This window comes from Pseudomonas sp. AKS31 (genome assembly GCF_023634765.1).
In the GTDB taxonomy this organism is placed as follows: Bacteria; Pseudomonadota; Gammaproteobacteria; order Pseudomonadales; family Pseudomonadaceae; genus Aquipseudomonas.
Map to the genome: position 1 here is coordinate 79,658 of NZ_JAMLFX010000002.1, position 22,927 is coordinate 102,584.

Annotated in this window: 19 protein-coding genes; 9 read left to right on the forward strand and 10 right to left on the reverse strand. The window is 59.8% G+C overall.

Features of this window, described 5'->3' with window-relative positions; translation table 11 throughout:
* Positions 1–70: 70 nt before the first annotated feature.
* The 4 genes from M9827_RS06480 to M9827_RS06495 form a co-directional block, all read right to left on the reverse strand.
* Positions 71–1,042, reverse strand: coding sequence for a TRAP transporter substrate-binding protein (locus M9827_RS06480; protein ID WP_250604371.1), 972 nt, complete (start codon positions 1,040–1,042; stop codon positions 71–73).
* Between the two features lie 60 nt (positions 1,043–1,102).
* The gene (locus tag M9827_RS06485; protein WP_250604373.1) at positions 1,103–1,996 is read right to left on the reverse strand and encodes an SMP-30/gluconolactonase/LRE family protein; all 894 of its coding nucleotides are present in this window, start codon (positions 1,994–1,996) and stop codon (positions 1,103–1,105) included.
* A 30-nt stretch (positions 1,997–2,026) separates the two neighbouring features.
* Positions 2,027–2,851 carry an NAD-dependent epimerase/dehydratase family protein gene (locus M9827_RS06490; protein ID WP_250604375.1) on the reverse strand — a complete coding sequence of 275 codons (825 nt, stop codon included), beginning with the start codon at positions 2,849–2,851 and terminating at the stop codon, positions 2,027–2,029.
* 415 nt (positions 2,852–3,266) lie between these two features.
* Complete coding sequence (locus tag M9827_RS06495) at positions 3,267–4,562, reverse strand: OprD family porin (RefSeq protein WP_250604377.1); 1,296 nt, start codon at positions 4,560–4,562, stop codon at positions 3,267–3,269.
* 325 nt (positions 4,563–4,887) lie between these two features.
* On the opposite strand from M9827_RS06495, the gene M9827_RS06500 reads away from it, so the two are divergent.
* Together M9827_RS06500 and M9827_RS06505 are read left to right on the forward strand one after the other, a co-directional pair.
* Positions 4,888–6,543 (forward strand): MFS transporter, encoded by a 1,656-nt coding sequence (locus M9827_RS06500; protein WP_250604379.1) that lies wholly within the window; start codon positions 4,888–4,890, stop codon positions 6,541–6,543.
* Positions 6,540–7,682, forward strand: a complete 1,143-nt coding sequence (locus M9827_RS06505) for an HlyD family secretion protein (protein ID WP_250604381.1) — start codon at positions 6,540–6,542, stop codon at positions 7,680–7,682. The genes M9827_RS06500 and M9827_RS06505 overlap by 4 nt, the downstream gene beginning before the upstream one ends.
* A gap of 111 nt (positions 7,683–7,793) precedes the next feature.
* Here M9827_RS06505 and copD read toward each other — a convergent pair whose 3' ends face one another.
* Complete coding sequence (gene copD / locus M9827_RS06510) at positions 7,794–8,651, reverse strand: copper homeostasis membrane protein CopD (RefSeq protein WP_250604383.1); 858 nt, start codon at positions 8,649–8,651, stop codon at positions 7,794–7,796.
* A gap of 3 nt (positions 8,652–8,654) precedes the next feature.
* On the reverse strand, positions 8,655–9,017 hold the full coding sequence (gene copC / locus M9827_RS06515; RefSeq protein WP_250604385.1) for a copper homeostasis periplasmic binding protein CopC: 363 nt from the start codon (positions 9,015–9,017) through the stop codon (positions 8,655–8,657).
* Positions 9,018–9,156: 139 nt separating this feature from the next.
* On the opposite strand from copC, the gene M9827_RS06520 reads away from it, so the two are divergent.
* Positions 9,157–9,777, forward strand: a complete 621-nt coding sequence (locus tag M9827_RS06520; protein WP_123450587.1) for a TetR/AcrR family transcriptional regulator — start codon at positions 9,157–9,159, stop codon at positions 9,775–9,777.
* Between the two features lie 254 nt (positions 9,778–10,031).
* Here M9827_RS06520 and preA read toward each other — a convergent pair whose 3' ends face one another.
* The 3 genes from preA to hydA form a co-directional block, all read right to left on the reverse strand.
* Positions 10,032–11,306, reverse strand: a complete 1,275-nt coding sequence (preA, locus tag M9827_RS06525) for an NAD-dependent dihydropyrimidine dehydrogenase subunit PreA (protein ID WP_250604387.1) — start codon at positions 11,304–11,306, stop codon at positions 10,032–10,034.
* Positions 11,307–12,674: an NAD(P)-dependent oxidoreductase gene (locus tag M9827_RS06530; RefSeq protein WP_250604389.1), complete on the reverse strand. Its 1,368-nt coding sequence runs from the start codon at positions 12,672–12,674 to the stop codon at positions 11,307–11,309.
* Between the two features lie 164 nt (positions 12,675–12,838).
* Positions 12,839–14,278 carry a dihydropyrimidinase gene (gene hydA, locus M9827_RS06535; RefSeq protein WP_250604391.1) on the reverse strand — a complete coding sequence of 480 codons (1,440 nt, stop codon included), beginning with the start codon at positions 14,276–14,278 and terminating at the stop codon, positions 12,839–12,841.
* Between the two features lie 626 nt (positions 14,279–14,904).
* On the opposite strand from hydA, the gene M9827_RS06540 reads away from it, so the two are divergent.
* The 6 genes from M9827_RS06540 to M9827_RS06565 all read left to right on the forward strand — a co-directional run bounded on the left by M9827_RS06540 (position 14,905) and on the right by M9827_RS06565 (position 22,055).
* Positions 14,905–16,389, forward strand: a complete 1,485-nt coding sequence (locus tag M9827_RS06540; RefSeq protein WP_250604393.1) for an NCS1 family nucleobase:cation symporter-1 — start codon at positions 14,905–14,907, stop codon at positions 16,387–16,389.
* A 158-nt stretch (positions 16,390–16,547) separates the two neighbouring features.
* On the forward strand, positions 16,548–17,831 hold the full coding sequence (locus M9827_RS06545) for a Zn-dependent hydrolase (RefSeq protein ID WP_250604395.1): 1,284 nt from the start codon (positions 16,548–16,550) through the stop codon (positions 17,829–17,831).
* Between the two features lie 196 nt (positions 17,832–18,027).
* Positions 18,028–19,077 carry a selenide, water dikinase SelD gene (selD, locus tag M9827_RS06550; protein WP_502943398.1) on the forward strand — a complete coding sequence of 350 codons (1,050 nt, stop codon included), beginning with the start codon at positions 18,028–18,030 and terminating at the stop codon, positions 19,075–19,077.
* Position 19,078: 1 nt separating this feature from the next.
* Complete coding sequence (locus tag M9827_RS06555) at positions 19,079–19,849, forward strand: sulfite exporter TauE/SafE family protein (protein WP_250604399.1); 771 nt, start codon at positions 19,079–19,081, stop codon at positions 19,847–19,849.
* A 71-nt stretch (positions 19,850–19,920) separates the two neighbouring features.
* Positions 19,921–21,117 (forward strand): cysteine desulfurase family protein, encoded by a 1,197-nt coding sequence (locus M9827_RS06560; protein WP_250604401.1) that lies wholly within the window; start codon positions 19,921–19,923, stop codon positions 21,115–21,117.
* Positions 21,114–22,055, forward strand: a complete 942-nt coding sequence (locus M9827_RS06565) for a DHH family phosphoesterase (RefSeq protein ID WP_250604403.1) — start codon at positions 21,114–21,116, stop codon at positions 22,053–22,055. Before M9827_RS06560 ends, M9827_RS06565 begins: the two co-directional genes overlap by 4 nt.
* On the opposite strand, the gene M9827_RS06570 is transcribed toward M9827_RS06565, so the two are convergent.
* On the reverse strand, positions 22,025–22,891 hold the full coding sequence (locus M9827_RS06570; protein WP_250604405.1) for a CAP domain-containing protein: 867 nt from the start codon (positions 22,889–22,891) through the stop codon (positions 22,025–22,027). The two genes, M9827_RS06565 and M9827_RS06570, sit on opposite strands and share 31 nt — an antisense overlap.
* Positions 22,892–22,927: the final 36 nt, after the last annotated feature.

Sequence of the window (22,927 nt, forward strand, 5' to 3'; positions counted from 1 at the left end):
CACCGTAACCGGGCGCGCCTGAGTCATCAGATGCGCCGGGCCTTTTCTCATGAGTACGGAGCGGGAAGTGTTACTGGACGGCTTCGATTTTCTTGATCAGGTCGGCGTATTTCGCGCCGTATTTTTCCCGCACCGGAGCGGTGGCGTCGTAGAAGGGTTTCTTGTCGACCTCGATGAACTCGACGCCCGCGGCCTTGAGTTTTTCCTCACTGGCAGCGGACTTCTTGTCCCACAGCACACGCTCTTCAGCCTGGGCAGCCTTGGCGGCGGTCTTGACCAGCGTTTGTTGATCCGGGGTCAGTTTTTCCCAGGTGATTTTCGACATCACGATCGGCTCTGGCAGGATAAGGTGACCGGTCAGGCTGTAGTACTTGGCGTTCTGGAAGTGGTTATGTTCGAGCAGGGTTGGCGGGTTGTTTTCCGCGCCGTCGATCACGCCGGTCTGCAGGGCACTGAAGATTTCGCCGGTGTCCATGGCGATACCGTTGCCGCCCATGGCGTTCATCATGTCGATGAACATCGGGTTGCCTTGCACGCGGATTTTCATGCCCTTGAGGTCTTCGAGCTTGCGCACCGGTTTCTTGGTGTAGACGTTGCGCGTGCCGCCGTCCATCCAGGCCAGGGCCACCAGGCCGAATTCGGAGTGGGTGATTTTGTCGAGGATTTCGTCGCCCACCGGGCCGTCGATGACGTTACGCATGTGTTGATGGTCGCGGAAGATGAACGGCATGTTGAACACGTTCACGTCCGGTACCACCGGGCCGACGATACCCAGGCTGACGCGAGACAGCTGTACTGCGCCGACCTGCATCTGCTCGATGACTTCCTTTTCGGAACCCAGCACACCGCCGGGGAAGTACTGAAAGGTCAGCTCGCCGTTGGTTTCCTTGGTCAGGGTCTTGCCCATGTTTTCTTCGGCCACCACGGTTGGATAACCGGCGGGATGGATGTCAGCAAATTTGAGTTGCAGTGCCTGAGCGGCGCCAGTGAAGGTAAACATCAGCGGGAGTGCAGCGGCCAGCAAGGTGCGTTTGAAGTTCATGGGGGTGAGTCTCCAGTCTTGTTATTGTTGTGTTCAAGGCGCAGCGGTGCAGCAGAGGGTTTAAAGCAAATCGTTGAACAAGGGTTCCGCAAGGCCTTTGACGCCTGGCTTCAAGGCGAACACGCCACCGGCCAGGGAGTGCGGATCATGGTCGTCGCCGGGACGAATCGAAGTCACGAACAAGGTGTCCATCCGGTCACCGCCGAAGGCACACATGGTCGGTTTTTTCACCGGCACCTCCAGTGAGAAATCCAGACGACCGTCCGGCGCGAAGCGGTGAATCAGGCCGGCGTCGTTGGCGCAGATCCAGTAAAAACCTTCAGCATCCACGGCAGCGCCATCGGGCCGTCCGGGAAAGTGGTTCATGTCGACGAACACTCGACGATTCGACGGCGTGCCGGTCTCGGTGTCGTAATCGAACGCCCAGATCAGTTGCACGTCGGGGTGCGAATCGGACAGGTACATCGTCTTGCCGTCAGGGCTGAAACCGAGGCCGTTGGGCACGATGAAACCGTCGAGCTGCGCTTCGATCACGCCAGATTGCCCGGCGCCGTAGCGGTAGAGCCAGCCTTCGGGCGCATTCAGGCCCATGTTCAGCACCATGCTGCCGGCCCAGAAACGCCCTTGGCGGTCGCAGCGACCATCGTTCAGGCGCATGTCTGCGCGACTGTGCGCCACGGTGGCAAGCAACTCACTGTCGAGGCTGCCGTCGCTGTGCGGGTGCAGATGAAAAAAGCCGCTCTCCATGCCGGCTACCCAGCCGCCATCGCTGTGACGAGCGATGCAGGCGAGCATTTCCGGGGTTGTCCAGGCATGCACATGGCCGGTGTCAGCGCTCCAGCGTTGCAGCCCGCCGTTGGGAATATCCACCCAATACAGCGCGTTTTCCTGCGGCACCCAGACCGGGCTTTCGCCCACGGCGTTGCGGGCATCGACGATCAATTCGGCTTGCATACTCATTCCTTTGCGTCGTTGTCAGAGTGATCAGTCGCCGAACGGCCCTGCCGCGACGAACGCGCCGCCCTGGTAGATCCGCGCCGGGTCATCGGCGGCCGGCATGGGCTGTGCCTCGACTTTTTCGCGGAACACTTCGGAGCTGTCCTTCGCGGCAAAACCGAGGTGGCTGGCGAATTTGTTGTCCCACCAGACGTCCTTGTTGGCGGACATGCCGTAGACCACGGTGTGGCCGACGTTGGGTGTGTACAGCGCGCGTTCGAGCAGTTGCGTGAGGTCGTCGAAGCTCAGCCAGGTGTGCATCATCCGGCGGTTCTGCGGCTCGGGGAACGAGGAGCCGATGCGGATGCTGACGGTCTCGATGCCGTAGCGATCGAAATAGAAACTGGCCATGTCTTCGCCGTAGGACTTGGACAAACCGTAGTAACCATCGGGACGGCGCGCCGAGGTGGCGTCGAGTTTTTCGTCCTGTTTGTAGAAACCGATGACGTGGTTCGAGCTGGCGAAGATCACGCGCTTGACGCCATGCCGGCGCGCCGCTTCGTAAATGTGAAACACGCCGCTGATGTTGGCGCCGAGGATTTCTTCGAAGGGCCGTTCTACAGAGACGCCGCCAAAATGCAGGATCGCGTCGACGCCTTCGACCAGTTGGTGCACGGCGTGTTTGTCGGCCAGATCGCACGGGACGACTTCTTCGCGATCGTCGACGGCCGGGGCGAGGGCGGCAATGTCTGACAGGCGCAGGACATTGGCATAAGGGCGCATACGTTCGCGCAGGACTTTGCCCAGGCCCCCGGCGGCGCCGGTCAGCAGCAGGCGGTTGAAAGGGGCGCGGGGAGTAGAGGTAGACGTCATGGCAAGCCCTTACACGTTGTTATTAGGTTTGTTGTAGGTTGTCGTATGACTACGCTGAAGTATCGGTAGGGTTTCTGGAACTTGTCAACGCGACTTTCGGTGTAAATGACGGAAGGCCCAAAACACTTTTCGATCACCACAATGACTTCGTAGCTACGCAACCCCCTTGAGGGAGCGAGCCTGCTCGCGAAGGCGGTGTGTCAATCAACATCAATGGTGAATCTGCCGCCGCCATCGCTGGCAAGTCAGCTCCCACAGGGTGTTGTGGTGGACACAGACATCGAAAACAACTTCGATACCTGTGGGAGCTGGCTTGCCAGCGATGAGGCCGGTGCAGGCAACTCTTGCATCGCCTGACACGCCGCCTTCGCGAGCAGGCTCGCTTCCACAGGGAAGCTCGGTGTGGCGACTGGCTTTACAACAACGAAATCGGATAACTGATAAAGATCCGGTTCTCGTCAAACTCGTTGGTGCTGAAGTCGCGGCGTATCGTCGCGTTGCGCCATTTCACGTTGAGGTTTTTCAACGGGCCGCTCTGCACCGTGTAGGCCAGTTCCGACTCGCGGCCCCATTCCTTGCCATCAGTGGTGCTGGCTGTGTGCACGTTGTCACCGCTGATGTAGCGGTTCATCAGGGTCAGGCCGGGGATGCCGAGGGCGACGAAGTTGTAGTCGTGGCGCAACTGCCAGGAGCGCTCCTTGGCGTTGTCATAACTGGCGTTGTAACTGTCGTTGGCCAGGGTGCCGCCGCTCGTGCCGTTGACCCGCATCCACGCATCGTCGCCGCTGAGTTTTTGCAGGCCGACATAGAAGGTGTTGCCGCCGTATTTGGCCGAGAGCAGGGCGAACGCAGTCTTGTTGTCGAGGTCGCCGGCCTGGGCGCTGCCGTCTTCTTTGCCGGTGAAGAAACCGAGGTTGGCGCCCAGGGTCCAGTCGCCTAATGGCTGACTGTGGCTGAGGTTGAAATACTGCTGCTGGTAGATGTCGCTGAGCTCGGCGTACCACACGCCGACCAGCGTGCGCTTGTCGTTGAAGGTGTATTCGCCGCCGCCGAAGTTGAAGCGGTCGGAAGTGAACGCGCCACGGCCGTTCATTGACATGTCTTCCATGCTCGCGTCGTTGCGCGGGCTGTTGCCGCGGAACTGGCCGCCGTAGACAGTCAGACCGTTGATCTCGGTGGACGTGATCTGGCCGCCGCGAAAGGTCTGCGGCAGCGAACGGCCATCGTCGGAACGCAGGATCGGCAGCACCGGCATCCATTCGCCGACCTTCAGTTCAGTCTTCGAAACCTTGGCCTTCAGCGCCACACCGAGGCGACCGAAGTTGTCTGCCGGGCGCCCGTCATCGTGGATCGGCAACAGTTGCGTGCCGCCCGTGCCTTTGCCGCCATCGAGCTTTTGCGAGTACATGCCAAGGATGTCGAGCCCGAAGCCGACCGTGCCTTGGGTGAAGCCGGATTTGGCATCGAGGATGAAGTTTTGCGTCCACTCTTCAGCCTTGCCCTGCGGGTTGGCCGGGTTGACGAAGTTGCGGTTGAAGTAGGCATTGCGCAGGTTCAGCGTGGCTTTGCTGTCTTCGAGAAAGCCTTCGGCATCGGCGTTCATCGGCAAGGCCAGGGCCAGGCTGCTGCAGCCGATCAGGCCAAGGGTGGTGCGTGGTCGAAGCGTGGCAAAGCGGAAAGGGCGGACGGAACTGCAGACAAGTGTGCTCACTGTGACGCTCCCTGAATCGTTTGTTGTTTTTATTATTTGTCATACGTCGTCGTACAACATGGATGCGGATATTTCCTAGGTTTTACGGGAAAGTCAACTGCCAGTTATACGATGACCTTGTCGTGCCCGAATTTTCAACTTATCGCTAAAACCTGTGGGCGCTGGCTTGCCAGCGATTGCGTAGTGTCATTCAACAAGGATGCTGGATATGCCGGCCTCATCGCTGGCAAGCCAGCTCCCACAGGGTTTGGTGGATGACAGGGGATGAGTGTGTTGCCGGTGAATTTGCGGCAAACTTCACCCACCTTCCGCACAAGGCCTGTCCATGGATCAATACGCCCCGCGCAACTGGCAGCCCCACGAAAAGCCCAGTCTGCCCGGTTCCCCTTCGACGCCGTTGCACTCCAACCCCAAGCGCCTGGCCTATGCCTTGGTCGGCGTGCTGGTGGCGGTGACCGGTGGCTTGGGCAACTCGCTAGTGGTGGCCAACCTGCCTTACCTGCAAGGCGCACTGGGCGCGACCACGGCGGAAATGGCCTGGCTGCCGGCGGCGTTCGTGATGACCAACGTATCGATGAATCTGCTGCTGGTGAAGTTTCGTCAGCAGTTCGGTTTGCGTGCGTTCACCGAGGTGTTTCTGGTGTTGTATGCGCTGGTGACCTTCGGCCATTTGTTCGTCAATGACCTGAATTCGGCGGTGGCGGTGCGCGCGGCCCACGGCATGGTCGGCGCGGCACTGAGTTCGCTGGGTCTGTATTACATGGTCCAGGCGTTCCCGGCGAAGTGGCGCATGAAGGCCCTGGTGCTCGGCCTCGGCACTTCACAACTGGCGCTGCCATTGGCGCGATTATTCTCGGAAGATTTGCTGCAGATCGCCGAATGGCGCGGCCTCTACCTCTTCGAACTGGGCATGGCACTGCTGTCGCTGGGCTGCGTATTGCTGCTCAAGCTTCCGCCGGGCGACCGTTTCAAAACCTTCGAAAAACTCGACTTTCTCACCTTCGCCATTCTCGCCACGGGCGTGGCGCTGCTGTGTGCGGTGTTGTCGCTGGGGCGGATTGACTGGTGGCTGGAGGCCAACTGGATCGGCTATGCGCTGGCCGCCTCGATTGCTTTGATCCTCGCCGGCCTGGCCATCGAACATAATCGCAGCAACCCGCTGCTGATGACCCGTTGGCTTGGCAGCGGGACGATGATCCGCCTGGCGCTGGCGGTGACCCTGATTCGCATGGTCACCTCGGAGCAGTCGACCGGTGCGGTCGGTTTCATGCAGAACCTGAACATGGGCTATGAGCAACTGCACAGCCTCTACGTGGTGATGCTGATCGGCAGTGTCGCCGGGCTATTGACCAGTGCGCTGACCATCGACCCCAAACACCTGCTGATGCCATTGATCATCTCGCTGGGCCTGATGGCCACCGGGTCGGTGATGGACAGTTTTTCCAACAACCTGACCCGCCCGGAAAACCTCTACTTCAGTCAATTCCTGCTGGCGTTCGGCAGTACGTTTTTCCTCGGCCCGACCATGGTCTTCGGTACGCGCAATGTGCTGACCAATCCACGCAACCTGGTGAGTTTTTCTGTGCTGTTCGGGATCTGCAACAACCTCGGCGGCCTGCTGGGTGCGGCACTGCTGGGCACCTTTCAGATCGTCCGGGAAAAATTTCATTCCAGTCACATCGTTGAACACCTGACGCTGTCTGACCCGTTGGTGGCCGCGCGCGTGCAGAGCGGCGGCTCGGCGTACGGCTCGCTGTTGGCCGACCCGAGCCTGCGCAACCTGGCGGGGATTCGCAGCCTGTCCAACGCCGCGACCCGCGAGGCCAACGTGCTGGCCTATAACGATGTGTTCATGCTGATCGCCGTGATTGCGGTGCTGACCATGATCTGGCTGTCCATTCGTGCGCTGTGGCTGATGAGCACCACCAAAGCCGTCGCCCCTGCGCCATCCACACCTCCGAGCGGTGCCACTTCTTCATGACCGAACCGACCACCACAACCACCAATGCTATCGCTGCCACGCCTGAGGGCGTCGCGCCGCCGTCATCGCCGAACACCGAGCCACGCTCGCTGCGGGTGCGGATCATCTCGTCGCTGGGCTTTGCCGCGATTGCCATCGTCGGCGTATTGATCGTTTTGTATGCCTGGCAATTGCCGCCGTTCAGCAGTGCGGTCGAAACCACCGAAAACGCGTTGGTGCGCGGGCAGGTGACGATCATCGGCCCGCAACTCGCCGGCTATGTCTACGAGGTGCCGGTGCAGGATTTCCAGTACGTGAAGGCTGGGGATTTGCTGGTGCGTCTGGACGACCGTATCTATCAGCAACGCCTCGACCAGGCACTGGCGCAACTGGCAGTGCAGAAGGCCGCATTGGCCAATGTGGTGCAGCAACGCAACAGCGCCGAGGCGACGATCAAGTTGCGTCAGGCGGTGCAGGCCGACAGCGAAGCGCAGTTGCGTAAAAGCGAGGCGGATCTGCGCCGCAATCAGGAATTGGTGCGCGACGGTTCGGTGTCGAAACGCGAGATGGACGTCGCGCTGGCGGCCAATGCGCAAAGCATTGCGGCGGTCGCGCAAGCCAAGGCCAATCTGGAAATCGCCCGTCAGGATCTGCAAACGGTGATCGTCAATCGTGGCTCGCTGGAAGCAGCGGTGGCCAGCGCCGAAGCAGCGGTGCAACTGGCGCGGATCGACCTGTCGAATACGCGTATTGTCGCCCCGCGTGACGGTCAGCTCGGGCAGATCGGCGTGCGCCTCGGCGCTTACGTCAACTCCGGGGCGCAGTTGATGGCGTTGGTGCCGAACCAGAAATGGGTGATCGCCAACATGAAGGAAACCCAGATGGACAACGTCCGCGTCGGGCAACCGGTACGCTTCACAGTCGATGCGCTGAACCACCGCAAATTCACCGGACATGTGCAGCATATTTCCCCGGGCACCGGTTCTGAATTTGCCCTGTTGCAGGCGGACAACGCCACCGGCAACTTCGTGAAAATTGCCCAGCGGGTGCCGGTGCGGATCACCATCGATCCGGATCAGCAGGAAGAGGAGCGGTTGCGGCCGGGGATGTCGGTGGTGGTCAGCATCGACACCGCGGCGGGCGACACCCAGCCTCACTGACACAATGCATAACCCTGTGGGCTTGCCAGCGATGACGTCGGCATATCCGAAATATCTGTTCCTGACACACCGCCATCGCTGGCAAGCCAGCTCCCACAGGGGGATCGTGTTTCAGGTTGTGATCATCGGGGGCAGGGTGCCGAGCAGGGATACGGCGGCTACGGCACCAATGCCGAGCAACCACTCCAGCAGCACACTGCGCCTGAGCGTGCCAATCCGTTGTTCGCAATCCTCAATCCGCAAACGATTGAACAGCGCCAATCCAAGCATCCCCAGCACGGTCATCGCCTTGATCAACAGAATCAACGCAAACCCGCTGAACAATGGCGTCGGCCACCACTGGCCGGTCAGCACGCGTACGTTGATCAAACCCGTGATCAGCAACCCCGCGACCAGCGTATAACCGATCCCGCTGAAACGTCGCAAAACTTCATTCACCGGCTCCGTCGGCTGACGCAGAATCAGCACCAGCAATAACAGCCCGCCGAGCCACGCCGCTACGCAGGTCAGATGCACGATCTGGTTGAAAATCAGCAATTGCCCACTCAAACCATCGAGCATGGCGCCGTGTCCGACCGGAGCGAGAGTCGCCAGCAGCAGTGCACTCAAGCCAAGTCGCAACGGCATGTTTGAACGCCAAGGTGTGAACAACAGCGCCAACAGCACAGCATTGATCAGCAGATGCCAACGCCAGACCTGACCAAAAAACGTATGGCCCAGCACCCGCGCAACCGTGTCCGGATCAAACGCCGCTGTAGCCGAACCGGCCATGCTTGCAGTAATCAAAAGTGCCCAGGCAATCCCGCTGACCAGCGCCACTGCAGCCAGCCCGCGCGCCAGTCGCGCCAGGTACCGATCCACTTGCGGCGCTTCATCTTTGAGCAGTAACGGCCTGAACAGCCAGGCCCCGAACAGCATCAACACCACGATGAAATGCACGAAGCGGCACAGCACCAGCGCTTCACTCATGAATTACTGACCCACCTTGAACTGGTAGGCGCCTTCGCTTTTGTGCGTGTCCACCGACACCGCATGCCATTCGATTTTGTACTCGCCGGCGCTCAGCGGAGCGGCCGGTGTGACGATCAGGGTTTTCTTGTCGCCCTCGGTGGTTAGCGGCTTGACCGCGACCGGTGCGCCATCGCGAGTCAACGTGACTTTGGTGAAACTGGCCTCGACACCTTCGGAAAAGGTCAGGCGCAAATCGGCGGGAGCGGCGACGGTGCTGTCGGCGGCCGGGGTCTGGCTTTTCAGGTGGGCATGGGCAAACACGGAAGATGCGGCGAACAGCGAAGCGAGCAGGGCGGTGGTGGTCAGGACGTTCTTGAACAGCATCGCGGATACCTCTGAGGCAGGATCGAAGAAGCGTCAGTTTAGCCATCCGCTGACGCCAGTACGAAGTTTTGTTTGCAGCGGTCGCCCGCGGACCAGAGCGGATGCTAGTCTTGGGCAACGCTGTTGTCAGGGAGCCCTCATGGGCAATCACAAGATCGAGATTCGTCGCAGTAACGTCGAGAAAATCCTCCTCGCGGCGGAAAAAGTCTTCGCCGAAAAAGGCTTCGGCGGCACCGCCATGGCCGACATCGCAGCGGAGGTGCAACTGCCGCGCTCCAACCTGCATTACTACTTCAGCACCAAGAGCGAGCTGTACAGCGCGGTGCTGTTCGACCTGTTGGAAGTGTGGAAACAGGATGCGCTGTGCTTCGAGATGTTCGACGATCCGCGCGTGGTGCTGAGCAGCTATATCCGCGCCAAGATGAACCACTCGCGCAGCCGTCCGTATGGCTCGAAAGTCTGGGCCAACGAGATCATTCACGGTGCACCGACCTTGGGCGAGGCGCTGGATGTCAGCCTGTATGACTGGGCGAAGATGAAGGAAGCGAAGATTCGTCAGTGGGTCGAGGACAAGCGAATTTTGCCGGTGGAACCGTCGAGTCTGCTGTACATGATTTGGGCGTCGACCCAGCACTATGCCGACTTTGATCATCAGGTGAATATCCTCAATGATCACCAGCCGTTGTCGGACATGCAGTTTGAGCGGGCGGTGCAGACGGTGACGAGTGTGATTTTGCGTGGGATCGGTTTGGAACCCTGAAAGCAGACCCTCACCCCAGCCCTCTCCCGGAGGGAGAGGGGGCCGACCGAGGTGTATTTAGAGATACATCGACCTGAAAAATCCAGTCGATTATGGATTCAAAAAGCCGTCCGAGCCTTTGCCTGTTTCGATTAGCCGTCCGTGCCTGTGCATGTATCGATTATGGATTCAAAGCAAATCGTTCAGGTCGGTGGATTTCTGAAATATCCCCGGATCAGTCCCCTCTCCCTTTGGGAGAGGGTTAGGGTGAGGGGCTAGAGCGCAACGTGATACGGATTGCGCGGATCATGATTCCAATCGAGAAACGGCTTCCCAGTCTCAATCGGCACCATCTCGATGCAATCGGCCACCGGGCATGTGATCTGGCACAAATTACAACCCACACACTCCTCATCGATCACTTCATATTTATGCGTCCCGTCCGCCTGCTTCAGACTGCTGATCGCCTGGTGTGAGGTGTCCTCGCAAGCAATGTGGCAGCGCCCGCAACCAATGCACGCGTCCTGATCAATCTTCGCGATCACCTGATAGTTGATGTCGAGGTACTTCCAGTCCGTGGTATTGCCCACCGCGCGCCCGGAGAACTCGGCGATGTTGGCGTAGCCCTGACTGTCCATCCACCGCGACAAGCCGTCCTTCATCTCCTCGACAATGCGGAAGCCATGCAGCATCGCCGCCGTGCACACCTGCACCGCGCCGCTGCCCAACGCCATGAATTCCGCCGCGTCGCGCCAACTGCCGATGCCGCCAATGCCACAGATCGGCAAGCCCTGGGTCTGCGGATCGCGGGCAATCTCGGCGACCATGTTCAGCGCAATCGGTTTCACCGCCGAGCCGCAGTAACCGCCGTGGGTGCTTTTGCTGCCGACGGTGGGCAGGGCAACCATGTGTTCCAGGTCGACGCTGGTGATCGAGTTGATCGTATTGATCAGCGACACCGCGTCCGCACCACCGCGATGGGCCGCGCGGGCGGCGACGCGGATGTCGGTGATGTTCGGCGTCAGTTTGACGATCACCGGCAGCGAACAATAGGTCTTGCACCAGCGCGTGACCTGCTCGACGTACTCCGGCACCTGGCCGACCGCCGCACCCATGCCGCGCTCGGGCATGCCGTGGGGGCAGCCGAAGTTCAGTTCGATACCGTCAGCGCCAGTCGCTTCCACCAGCGGCAGAATGTGTTTCCACGACTCCTCGACACACGGCACCATCAACGAAACGATCAGCGCGCGATCCGGCCAGTCCTTCTTGACCTGAGTGATTTCGCGCAGGTTGATTTCCAGCGAACGGTCAGTGATCAGCTCGATATTGTTGATGCCCAACACTTCACGGTTATTGCCGTAGTGCGCCGAGTAGCGCGACGACACGTTGACCGCCGCCGGGTCCTCTCCGAGGGTTTTCCACACCACGCCACCCCAGCCTGCCTCAAAGGCACGGACGACGTTATAAGCTTTGTCGGTCGGTGGCGCAGAGGCCAGCCAGAACGGGTTAGGGGCTTTGATGCCAGCGAAGACAATCGACAGATCGGCCATTTACGCAGCCTCCACGTTAAGCATCAGTTGAGCGTTGATCGCCTCGGCGGCGCGTTTGCCGTGCTGCACGGCTTGTACGGTGAGGTCCTGATCGAGGCTGGTGCAGTCGCCGCCGGCATACACGTCGGGGATGCTGGTGCGCAGGTTCTCATCGACGTAGATGCGTTCGCCCTGACGCTTGAGTTCACGCGCCAACGGGTCGGCGAGGGCGCTGCCGTCGAAGGCCTGACCGATGGCTTTGAAGATCGCGTCAGCGGCCAGCTCGAAAGTTTCGCCAGTGGTTTGCAGGCGACCGTCGACCAGATCGGTGCGGGCGAAACGCATGCCGCGCACCTGGCCCTGATCGTCGAGCAGCACCTCTTCCGGTTGCGCCCAGGTCAGCAGGCGTACCTGATTGGCTTTGGCGATGTCCTGTTCATGACCGGTGGCGCCCATGTCGGCGGCGCCACGGCGATACACCAGATTGACGTCGCGGGCACCGAGGCGGGCCATTTGCACGGCCATGTCGATCGCCGTGTTGCCGGCGCCGAGCACGATGCAGCGTTCGGCCAGTGGCAGTTGCGTGAGGTCATCGGCCTGGCGCAGTTCGCGAATGTAATCGGTGGCGGCGAGCAGGCCCGGAGCATCTTCGTGAGGCAGGCCGAGTTGCTTGCTGGCGTTGAGACCGAGGCCGAGGAACACCGCGTCGAACTGTTGATGCAGTTCGCTCAGCGTCAGGTTGTCACCGAGTTTCTGCCCGTGACGAATCTCGATGCCGCCGATCTGCAGGAGGAAATCCAGTTCTTTCTGCGCGTAGTCGTCGACCAGTTTGTACTTGGCGATCCCGTATTCATTGAGGCCGCCAGCCTTCTCCCGCGCTTCGAAAATCACCACGTCATGCCCGTGCATGGCACTGCGGTGAGCGCAGGACAAACCGGCCGGCCCGGCACCGACCACGGCGATGCGTTTGCCAGTCGCGGCAGCACGCTGGAACGGGTGCTCGGTGAAGTGCGCATTGTCCACGGCGTAGCGTTGCAGCAGGCCGATCAGCACCGGCGCGCATTCCTGAGCGTTATTGCGTACGCAGGCTTGCTGGCAAAGGATTTCCGTCGGACAGACCCGCGCGCAACTGCCGCCGAGGATGTTCGCCGAAAGGATTTTCTGCGCCGCACCGGGCACGTTGTCTTGATGAATGTTGCGGATGAACGACGGGATGTCGATCTCGCTCGGGCACGCATTGACGCACGGGGCGTCGTAGCAATACAGGCAGCGCGAGGCTTCCAGATGCGCCTGCCGGGCGTTGAGCGGCGGCGCCAGATCGGTGAAATGCCCGGCGAGGGCGGCCGCGCTTTCGTGCGGGTGGGGGAGATGGTTCAGGGTCTCGATCACGGTTTTGTGCCTCACGGTTATTGAGGTTCTCTGCCTCTGATGGGCAGTGGTTTTTGTGGCGTTCGGGATGGCCTCATCGCTGGCAAGCCAGCTCCCACAAGGTTTTGTGAGCACCACAGATCCCTGTGGGAGCTGGCTTGCCAGCGATAGGCCGAAGGCCGCTTTCAGCGTTTCACAGCAGTCGGCTTATACAACTCAGCCCGCTTGCTCAGCAAATCAAACACCGCCGGGTACGCCGGCCGTTCGATATACCGTCCGGCACCACGCTCGGCACGCAGGTCGCCGTCGGCCCAAACCAGCCGGCCCTGGCTGATGGTATGGCTCGGCACGCCGCGCACGGTCTTGCCTTCGAAGATGTTGAAGTCCACCTGCTGATGGTGGGTCTTGGCGGAGATGGTGCGGGTGCCTTGCGGGTCCCACAGCACCAGGTCGGCATCGGCACCGACGCGAATCGCGCCTTTGCGCGGGTAGAGGTTGAAGATCTTCGCGGTGTTGGTAGAGGTGAGGGCGACGAAATCCTGCATCGAAAAACGCCCACTGTTGACGCCTTCATCCCACAACACCGCCATGCGATCTTCGATACCGGCCGTGCCGTTGGGAATCTTGCTAAAGTCATCGCGGCCGGCGGCTTTTTGCTCGGCGCAGAAGCAGCAGTGGTCCGTCGCGGTGGTGTGCAGATTGCCGTTTTGCAGCCCGTGCCACAGTGCCTCTTGATGCCCGCGCGGACGGAACGGCGGGCTCATCACGTAACCGGCAGCGGTCTGCCAGTCCGGGTGTTGATAGACGCTATCGTCGAGCAGCAAATGCCCGGCGAGGACTTCGCCGTACACCGGTTGGCCCTTGCTGCGCGCATAGGTGATTTCGTCGAGGGCTTCCTTGGTCGAAACGTGCACCAGGTACAACGGCGTGCCAATGGTTTCAGCGATACGAATCGCCCGACTCGCCGCTTCGCCTTCAACCTGCGAGGGCCGCGACAGCGGATGCGCTTCCGGCCCGGTGATGCCCTGGGCCATCAACTTGCGTTGCAGGTGATAGACCAGTTCGCCGTTTTCCGCGTGCACGGTCGGCACCGCGCCGAGTTCCAGGCAGCGCTCGAAACTCGCCACCAGCGTGTCGTCAGCGGCCATGATCGCGTTTTTGTACGCCATGAAATGCTTGAAGCTGTTGATGCCGTGATGGCTGACCAGCTCGGCCATTTCCTCACGCACCTGCTCGCTCCACCAGGTGATCGCGACGTGGAAGCCATAGTCGGAGGCGGACTTTTCCGCCCAGCCGCGCCACTGATGAAACGCTTCCATCAGCGACTGCTGAGGATTGGGAATCACAAAATCGATGATTGACGTGGTGCCGCCAGCCAGACCGGCCGCCGTGCCACTGTAGAAGTCCTCACTGGCCACGGTGCCCATGAAGGGGAGTTGCATGTGGGTGTGCGGATCGATGCCGCCGGGCATCAGGTACTGGCCGCTGCCGTCGAGGACTTCGGCGCCGGCGGGAACATCAAGGTTTTCACCGATGGCTTTGATCACGCCGTCGGCGCAATAGACGTCGGCGCGATAACTTTCATCATGGGTAACAACGGTGGCGCCACGGATCAACAGAGACATTCCGAGTTCCTCGCAGGCATTGACCGACTTGTGCCGGTTCTAGATGTTTTATTGATGTACGGCGATGAAGGGCGTATTCCTGTCAGCGCTGTCAGGAATAGAAGCTAGTCGCAGATTTGCAATAGAGCAAGATTATTTTTTATAAGCTTATGACTGTTTTAAGTGCATGAAAAATAACGATAAAAATACAAAATCACCAAAATGGTGAGGCTGTTCACCATTTTGACGCACTTGACAGGATGGAAATATGAGCAAGATTTCCTATGTGAAATCAGCCGCTTGAAGTTGAGCTGCGGTTGCTCGCTCACGATGAAAAAAAGTGCAGTGCACCAGATTGAGTCCTGACAGTTCGGACAACTTGCCAGACGTCTAGCCTGAGCGTTCAGACAAGTTTCCACGGGCTCAGCAGATAAATAATTAAAACTGATGAATATCAGAAAGTTGCACAGCGTTTAACCCTCGGCCCGATGCGCAAGCGGGGCACCCGGCACGTTTATTGATGCCGCCGCTGACACCATGGCCGGTGCACGAAAGTTGTCAGTTCCTCCGGCCATCGTCCGGCTCGCACCCTTGTGTGCCAGCCGCTTGATGAGCAAAAAAATAATCAGAAGAACAGTGGAGCGGCCATGCAACAGATCAGATCGCAAGTGACCGAGCGCGACGGCTTGTTCGAGCTTGAAGCCGGCAGCGACGTCCTCGACAGTCCCCGTTACAACCACGACATGGCACCGACCAAGGTGCATGAACGAACCTGGAACAAATGGCACATCACCGCGCTGTGGGTCGGCATGTCGATCTGCGTGCCGACCTACACCCTCGGCGGCGTACTCACCGCTTACTTTGGCCTGACCGTTGGTGAAGCGTTGCTGGCAATTCTGTTCGCCAACGTCATCGTCCTGATTCCACTCACGCTCAACGCCTTTCCCGGCACCAAGTACGGCATTCCCTTTCCGGTGTTGCTGCGCTCGTCGTTCGGCATTCTCGGTTCCAACGTGCCGTGTCTGATTCGCGCACTGGTGGCGTGTGGCTGGTTCGGCATTCAGACGATGTTTGGCGGGTTGGCGATTCACCTGTTTCTCGGCTCAGTGTTCGAGGGCTGGAAATCCCTCGGCGGTACGGGGGAGGTGATTGGTTTCATGATTTTCTGGGCGCTGAATCTGTGGGTGGTGATCCGCGGCGCCGAGTCGATCAAATGGCTGGAAACCTTGTCGGCGCCGTTGCTGGTGGCGGTCGGCATCGGCCTGCTGGTGTGGGCGATGCCCAATGTGTCGATGACCGAGCTGCTGGCGATTCCGGCCAAGCGTCCGGAGGGCGCCAGTGTGGTCAGTTACTTCGCCGCCGGGCTGACGGCGATGGTCGGTTTCTGGGCGACGTTGTCGCTGAACATTCCTGACTTCAGCCGTTACGCCAAGAGCCAGAAGGATCAGATTCTCGGGCAGATTTTTGGCCTGCCGCTGACGATGTTTCTGTTCGCTTCGCTCGGCGTGATCATGACGGCCGCGTCGGTGAAACTGGTCGGTGTCACCGTCTCCGATCCGGTCAGTCTGATCGGTCATATCCAGAGCCCGGTGTGGGTCGCGGTGGCGATGGCGCTGATCATCATCGCCACGCTGTCGACCAACACCGCCGCCAATATCGTTTCCCCGACCAACGACTTCCAGAACATCGCGCCCAAAGTGATCAACCGCACCAAAGCCGTGTTGCTGACAGGCTTTGTCGGACTGGTGTTGATGGCGCATGAGCTGTTGAAGAAGCTCGGTTTGATCGTCTCCGATGTCAGCCTCGAAACCGTGTATTCCAACTGGTTGCTGGGTTATTCGAGCCTGCTCGGGCCGATCGCCGGGATCATGGTGGTGGACTATTTCCTGATCAAGAAACAGCAACTGGACCTGGCCGGGTTGTACCGCGACGACGTCTATCCGGCATGGAACTGGGCCGGGTTTCTCGCGTTCGGTGTGCCGGTGGTGTTGACCTTGCTGTCGCTGGGCAGCGATGCGTTCAGCTGGTTCTACAGCTACGGCTGGTTCACCGGTTCGGCGCTGGGCGGGATTATTTATTACGGGTTGTGCGTGATGCGTGCGCAGCCTTCGGTCGTGAAAACAGCGGTGTGAATGAGGGCCCCATCGCTGGCAAGCCAGCTCCCACAGGGATCGAGTCGTACACAAATTGTGTGTTCACTCAAAAACCTGTGGGAGCTGGCTTGCCAGCGATAGCGGTCTACCCGACACCACAGCAATATCCATAAGAAAAGCAGCCTGAGGAGATCACCATGAACGCAGCCGTAGACGTTCTGCAATCGAGCCATCAGCACATCAACCGCGACCGACTGTGGGCGTCGCTCATGGAGCTGGCCAAGCTCGGCGCCACGGTCAAGGGTGGGGTCTGTCGCCTGGCCCTGACCGACCTCGATCGCCAGGCCCGCGACCTCTTCGTGCAATGGTGCAAGGACGCCGGGTGCAGCGTCACGGTCGATGCCGTCGGCAACATCTTCGCCCGGCGCCCGGGGCGCAATCCCGACCTGCCGCCGGTGATGACCGGCAGCCACATCGACACCCAGCCTACCGGCGGCAAGTTCGACGGCTGCTTCGGCGTGCTCGCCGGCGTCGAAGTCCTGCGCACCCTCAACGACCTGAAAGTGGAAACCGAAGCGCCGCTGGAAGTGGTGGTCTGGACCAACGAAGAAGGATCGCGCTTCGCCCCGTGCATGATGGGCTCCGGGGTGTTCGCGGAGAAATTCACCCTCGAAGAAACCCTGGCCAAAGTCGATGCCGATGGTGTGACCGTTGGCGAAGCGCTCAACGCCATCGGCTACGCTGGTTCGCGCAAGGTCAGCGGGCATAAGGTCGGCGCTTATTTCGAGGCGCACATCGAACAAGGCCCGATCCTCGAAGACGAGCAAAAAACCATCGGCGTCGTACTGGGCGCGCTGGGGCAGAAGTGGTTTGACCTCAAGCTGCGCGGCGTCGAAGCCCACGCCGGCCCGACGCCGATGCACCTGCGTAAAGACGCGCTGGTCGGCGCCTCGGTAATCGTCGGTGCGGTCAACCGCGCCGCCCTCGGCCATCAACCCCACGCCTGCGGCACGGTCGGTTGCCTGCAAGCCTATCCCGGCTCGCGCAACGTCATCCCCGGCGAGGTGCGCATGACCCTCGACTTTCGTCACCTGGAACCGGCGCGCCTCGACTCGATGATTGCCGAGGTGAAGCAAGTCATCGACGCCACTTGTGAAGAACATGGCCTTACCTACGAACTGACGCCTACTGCTGACTTCCCGCCGCTGTACTTCGAAAAAGGTTGTGTGGAAGCCGTGCGCGGTGCGGCAAAAGGCCTTGGCTTGTCGAATATGGACATCGTCAGCGGCGCCGGGCATGACGCGATTTTCCTTGCCGAACTCGGCCCGGCCGGGATGATTTTCGTGCCGTGTGAAGGCGGCATCAGCCACAACGAAATCGAAAACGCCGCGCCGGATGATCTGGCGGCGGGGTGTGCGGTGTTGTTGCGGGCGATGCTGGCGGCTTCGGCGATGGTGGCGGGCGGTCAGCGCGCGGCGTGAGCGCGTATTAAAAACGGGGTAACCGCTCAATAGCGGTTATCCCGTTGTCATTGTTCAGACGTCGAAATCTCTTCGCCTTGTCATATTTCCGTCATCAGAGTGTGCGACTTTGCCCCTGCCTGAAACATGATGTAACAGGTGCTGAGCGGGGTAACGCTCTGTTTTTAAAACGGAAAATGGATTCTAAGGAAGTCTGATGTCGACGTTTTGCCAGATTATGGATAAATCTGAGAGTGGCGGGTGCGGGTGCAAGATCCCATCCAGCGTGTTGAGCAGAATCTTGTCGGAAACCGCCGCGGCCAATACCGTTGCGGATGACAAAGTTGTTCTGGGTTTCGAGTCCTCCGATGATTGCGCCGTGTATGACAACGGCGACAATTACCTGTTGTTCACGACCGATTATTTCTCCCCGATCGTCAACGATCCTTATGTGTTCGGCCAATTGGCGGCGAGCAACGCGGTGAGCGATGTCTTTGCTTCTGGCGGTTATCCGTTGATTGCCAACTCGATCATGGCATTCGACCCCGAGCTGGTACCGGTGGAGCAGGTCACGCAGATGATCCTCGGCGCCCAGTCAGTCATGAACAAGTTCAATGTCAGTATCGTTGGCGGGCACACGATCAAGAACAGCCAACCGCTCTACGGCTTTTCAATCATCGGCCAGGTCGAAAAAAATCGTTTGAAAAAGAACAACACCGCCAAGGCCGGCGATGTGTTGGTGATGACGCGTCCGCTGGGCGTAGGCATCCTCGCCAGCGCGCTGAAGGCCGGGATTCTCGAACAAGCGGATATTGCTCCGCGCACCCTGGCGTTGATCACCGGTGACAACGAGTTTGGCCGCACCCTGAGCGCCAGTCCCGAGGTCAGCAGCCTGACCGACATTACCGGGTTCGGCTTGATCGGGCATATCAGTGAAATGGTCGGGCTGGGGCAGCTGGATGTCATGCTGGACAGCGCTGCACTGGCTTTTTATGACGGTGCCGAATCATTGGCGGTGGCGGTGACCTCATCTGAAAGCGGCGTTTTCGCCAACATCAGAAAGTACGCGCAGCACGTCGAATACCTCGGCGAGCTGTCACTGGCGCACAAGTTTCTGCTGCACGATCCGCAAACCAACGGCGGGTTGCTGTTTACCGTCAGCGAAGCGTGCCTGGCGGAAAACCGACAAGCGTGGCAATCGTTGTGCCCCGATCTGATGGTGATCGGCCGGGTGACGGACGGGGCGGGCAAGATCAAGGTGTGCTGAGATGACTGCCATGACGTTCTACCCGGTCATGACCGGTGTGGGAGTGATGGCCGGGTTCATGTCGGGCCTGTTCGGTATCGGTGGAGGCATCATTGTGACGCCTCTGCTGGTGCTGGTTTATCCGATGTTGGCCGGTCAGAAGTTACCGATTGAAGTGGTCACGGGGCTGTCTTCCGCGCAGGGCTTTTTCTCTTCGCTGGTTTCGTTTGCGCTGCACCGAGTCCGCTTTCAGCCGGATTGGCGAGTGATCAGAAACTTCGCGATACCGATGGCCGTTGCCAATTTCTTCGCCTCGGTCCATGCCGAAGCGTTCAGTGAGAACTTCATTCTGTTTGTCTTCGGACTGCTGGGATTGTTGTCGCTGCTGGTGACGTATCTGTTCCGCCAGCCGGTTGCCTTGTTGTGCAACTACCCGACGCTGTCGCTGCCGTTGACGGGGTTGGTGCTTGGGGTGTTGTGCGGGCTGGTTGGGCAGGGTGGCGGATTCATTTATCTGCCGGTGTTGATCAGCCTGTTCGGCCTGCCCATCAAACAAGCCATTTCGACCTCGGCGCTGATCGGCATCATCGGCGCCAGTGGGGCTTTGTTTGGCCGGCTGGGCTCGGCGGGGGAGTTTCTCGGTTACACCGGTGAACTGGTAATCGGGATTGTGCTGGGCGGTTTTTTTGGCGCTGCCTTGTCTCATCGACTGGAGGCCAGGCATTTGAAGCGCGCGCTCAATGCTTTTGTTCTGCTCTGTTCGATTCAGCTTATGGCGCGCTTGATCATCTGAATAACCACGACTGTCCGGGTATCTCGGGCAGCATCCTAATGACATAAAACAGAAAACTGGAAGTGTTTGATATGGATATCCCTGTGGATGCAATTTATGCCGATGTGTGTGGTTCGGCACCAGTCTCGACGGGTGTGAGCAACATGCTCCAGGCACTGTTCTCGAACCGCCAGTGTGCCAATCCCAATGCCAACCATGCCCTCGGTGTGCAGTTGCTGGAAAGGGTCGAGCGGGCAAGAGGCAGTGTCGCTCGCCTGTTAAATGTCGACACGCAATGCCTGATTTTCAATAGCGGTTCCAGCGAAGGTTGCGCGCAGGTCTTTCATGATTTTTTCGAGCGCTACAAGCACGAGCGGCCGGTGGTGCTTTACTCGGCCATTGAGCACGCCTGTACGCTGCAAAACATCAAGCGTTATTGCCTGGAAGGTCTGCACGCCATCGCCGTCGGTCATGACACAAACGGGTTGCTCGACCTCGAGCAGCTGCAGCGATTATTGATTGACCATGCCGGGCGACCGACGCTGGTCTGCGTCATGGCCGTGCATAACGAAACTGGGGTGATTCAACCCCTGGAAGCCATCGCCGGACTGGTCAAGGCGCAGGGCGGGTTGCTGTTTTCCGACATGACCCAGGCGATCGGCAAAATCCCTGTGGATCTACAGGCATCCGGCGTCGACTTCGCCATTGCCTCGGGACACAAGTTCGGCGCACTGCCCGGCGCGGGGTTTCTGTATGCGCGCAATCGTTATGACTTATCGCCGTTGATTGCAGGCGGTGGCCAGGAGGGCGGGCTGCGCGGTGGCACGCAGAATTACCCCGGGATTCTGTCAATCGAAACGGCTTTGCAAGAAAAGCACCTCAAGTATTCGCAAGGGAATGGCGAGGTGCAGCTCGCGAGGGAGTGGTTTGAAGGCAAGCTGCAAGGCTTGCTCGATGAAGTGGTTGTGATCGGACAGCAAGCGCCACGAGTGCCCTGCGTCAGCTTCGTCGCACTGCCGGGGATCAATACGAAAAAACTGCAGTGGGCATTGAACAACCAGGCGATCTACATCACGGGTGGATCAGCCTGTTCGGACAAGAAAAACAACCTGTCCAATACCGTCACGCAACTGGGCTACCCTGAGCGGATCGCCGCGAGCACCGTGCGAATTTCCATTGCCGAGGAACAGTGTCAGGTTGCCTACGAACGAATTTTCGCCGGCATCGCTCAGGCCTTGAATTTACCGCAGAGCGCAACGGCAGCACGGCTAGAGGAGCATGTTTTGTGAGAGTGGTGACGTCCGGTTCGGCTTACCTGGACATTGATGCCTACGCCTGCTGCATTGCGTATGCCGAACTGCTGAACTGCCAGGGCGTGACGGCCCGGGCGGTCAGCGGTGCGCCGCTCAATGCCAGCATTCCCCAACGACTCAAGGTTAATGGCGACTCGCTCGACGATTACCTGCCGACGGCAATGGATGAGTTTGTTCTGGTGGATGTCTCGGACTATCACCATTTCGACCCGCTGGTGGTGCTCGATCGGGTGGTGGAGATCATCGACCATCATCCCGGTTACGAGGATTACTGGGCGCAGAGACTCGGCTCTGCCGCCGATATCCGGCCGATCGGTGCTGCCGCCACGCAGGTCGTGCAGCGTTGGGATCGGGCTGACTTGTTGCCGAAAATAAGTCAGCAAAGCGCTGCGCTGTTGGCCACGGCGATACTCGACAACACCTTGAACTTCACCGGGCAAATGACCACGGCGCAGGATGTGCAGGCGTATGCGCTGCTCGCGCGGCTGGCGAATTTGTCGGCAGACTGGCCAGAGCAGTATTTCATCGAGTGCCAGGCTGCCGTCGAATCTGATGTTGCCGTCGCTTTGGCCGCCGATCTGAAACAGATGGCGCCCGAATCCGGTCTGCCGCAGATATTCGCGCAAATGACCGTGTGGGATGCCGACAACTTGCTGCAAAGGCATCGCTCAACGATCAATCGCTGGATGGCAGAGCAGGGCGATGACTGGCTGCTGAATGTGATCAGTATTCGCGACCGCAAAAGCTGTTTTCTGGCGCCAGCCGAGGTTAGCCAGGCAAAGCTCAATCATTTGTTGCCACTCGACTGGCAGGCCGGGCTGGCCGTTCGGGTGCCGTCAATGCTGCGCAAGGAATTGTTGAAATTGGGCCTTGACGCTACCAGTCACTGCGCGCCAAACACCATCGTCCAGTAAACCCCTTCATCACTGCGCGGCTCGCTGGCAAACCCGGCGCCGACCTGGGTAAACATCGGGTTCATCAGGTTGGCGCAATGCCCGGGGCTGGCCAGCCATCCGGCCATGGCCTTGCCCGGTGAACTTTGCCCGGCGGCAATGTTTTCGCCGATTTGCCGACCACGGTAGCCCGCCGCACGGGCACGATCGGCCGGCAGGTCGCCGTCCGGATCGCGGTGCGCGAAGTAGTTACCGTAAGCCATGGCTTTGCTGTGCCCCTGCGCGGCGGCGCCTAGCGCTGCGTTCCAGCTCAATGGCCGGGCGGCAGCGAAGCGCTGGCGTCCGCACATCCGTGGTCGCGCGCGTGCGGCGTTGACCTCCGCGAGCAGCGCCTTGCCGACGCTGCGGTTATCGCCGACGCGGCGGTCGAGCACCGGTTGTGCTAACACCACTTGCCATTCATTGCGCGAACGACTGACGCCGATGTCGGCGTAGCTCGCATCCAGCAGCGCGGTGCAGTGGTCGTTCTGCAGCAGGTCGAAGGCTTCTTCGGCGTCTTCGGCACCGACCACGCGAATACTGCGCACCGCGACGGCTGAATACCCTGATGACTTCAACGCCTCGCGCATGCCCCCGGCGTAGCGGTAACCGATCGGCAAGGCCAGGTTCGACTTCAGCGCCAACGGCGCCAGGCGCTGCGCCGGGCGTCGATCACAGCGCTGCGGATGGGCGCGATAGTCGTTGATGGCGGCCACCAGTTGTCGCTCCGCACCGGCATGGGCGGTTTCAGCGAACAGCGGCGCAAGGATCAGCAGGCACAGCGAAACGAAGCGAGACGAACGGACGGCGTGGCGCATGAGACGGACAGCTCTGAAGGAAAACAGCGCAAAAGT

Bases quoted from the DNA above. Each gene is read 5' to 3' on its own strand.
- M9827_RS06480 (WP_250604371.1), bottom strand. From the start codon at position 1,042: ATGAACTTCAAACGCACCTTGCTGGCCGCTGCACTCCCGCTGATGTTT.
- M9827_RS06485 (WP_250604373.1), bottom strand. From the start codon at position 1,996: ATGCAAGCCGAATTGATCGTCGATGCCCGCAACGCCGTGGGCGAAAGC.
- M9827_RS06490 (WP_250604375.1), bottom strand. From the start codon at position 2,851: ATGACGTCTACCTCTACTCCCCGCGCCCCTTTCAACCGCCTGCTGCTG.
- M9827_RS06500 (WP_250604379.1), top strand. From the start codon at position 4,888: ATGGATCAATACGCCCCGCGCAACTGGCAGCCCCACGAAAAGCCCAGT.
- M9827_RS06505 (WP_250604381.1), top strand. From the start codon at position 6,540: ATGACCGAACCGACCACCACAACCACCAATGCTATCGCTGCCACGCCT.
- copD (WP_250604383.1), bottom strand. From the start codon at position 8,651: ATGAGTGAAGCGCTGGTGCTGTGCCGCTTCGTGCATTTCATCGTGGTG.
- copC (WP_250604385.1), bottom strand. From the start codon at position 9,017: ATGCTGTTCAAGAACGTCCTGACCACCACCGCCCTGCTCGCTTCGCTG.
- M9827_RS06520 (WP_123450587.1), top strand. From the start codon at position 9,157: ATGGGCAATCACAAGATCGAGATTCGTCGCAGTAACGTCGAGAAAATC.
- preA (WP_250604387.1), bottom strand. From the start codon at position 11,306: ATGGCCGATCTGTCGATTGTCTTCGCTGGCATCAAAGCCCCTAACCCG.
- hydA (WP_250604391.1), bottom strand. From the start codon at position 14,278: ATGTCTCTGTTGATCCGTGGCGCCACCGTTGTTACCCATGATGAAAGT.
- M9827_RS06540 (WP_250604393.1), top strand. From the start codon at position 14,905: ATGCAACAGATCAGATCGCAAGTGACCGAGCGCGACGGCTTGTTCGAG.
- M9827_RS06545 (WP_250604395.1), top strand. From the start codon at position 16,548: ATGAACGCAGCCGTAGACGTTCTGCAATCGAGCCATCAGCACATCAAC.
- selD (WP_502943398.1), top strand. From the start codon at position 18,028: ATGTCGACGTTTTGCCAGATTATGGATAAATCTGAGAGTGGCGGGTGC.
- M9827_RS06555 (WP_250604399.1), top strand. From the start codon at position 19,079: ATGACTGCCATGACGTTCTACCCGGTCATGACCGGTGTGGGAGTGATG.
- M9827_RS06560 (WP_250604401.1), top strand. From the start codon at position 19,921: ATGGATATCCCTGTGGATGCAATTTATGCCGATGTGTGTGGTTCGGCA.
- M9827_RS06570 (WP_250604405.1), bottom strand. From the start codon at position 22,891: ATGCGCCACGCCGTCCGTTCGTCTCGCTTCGTTTCGCTGTGCCTGCTG.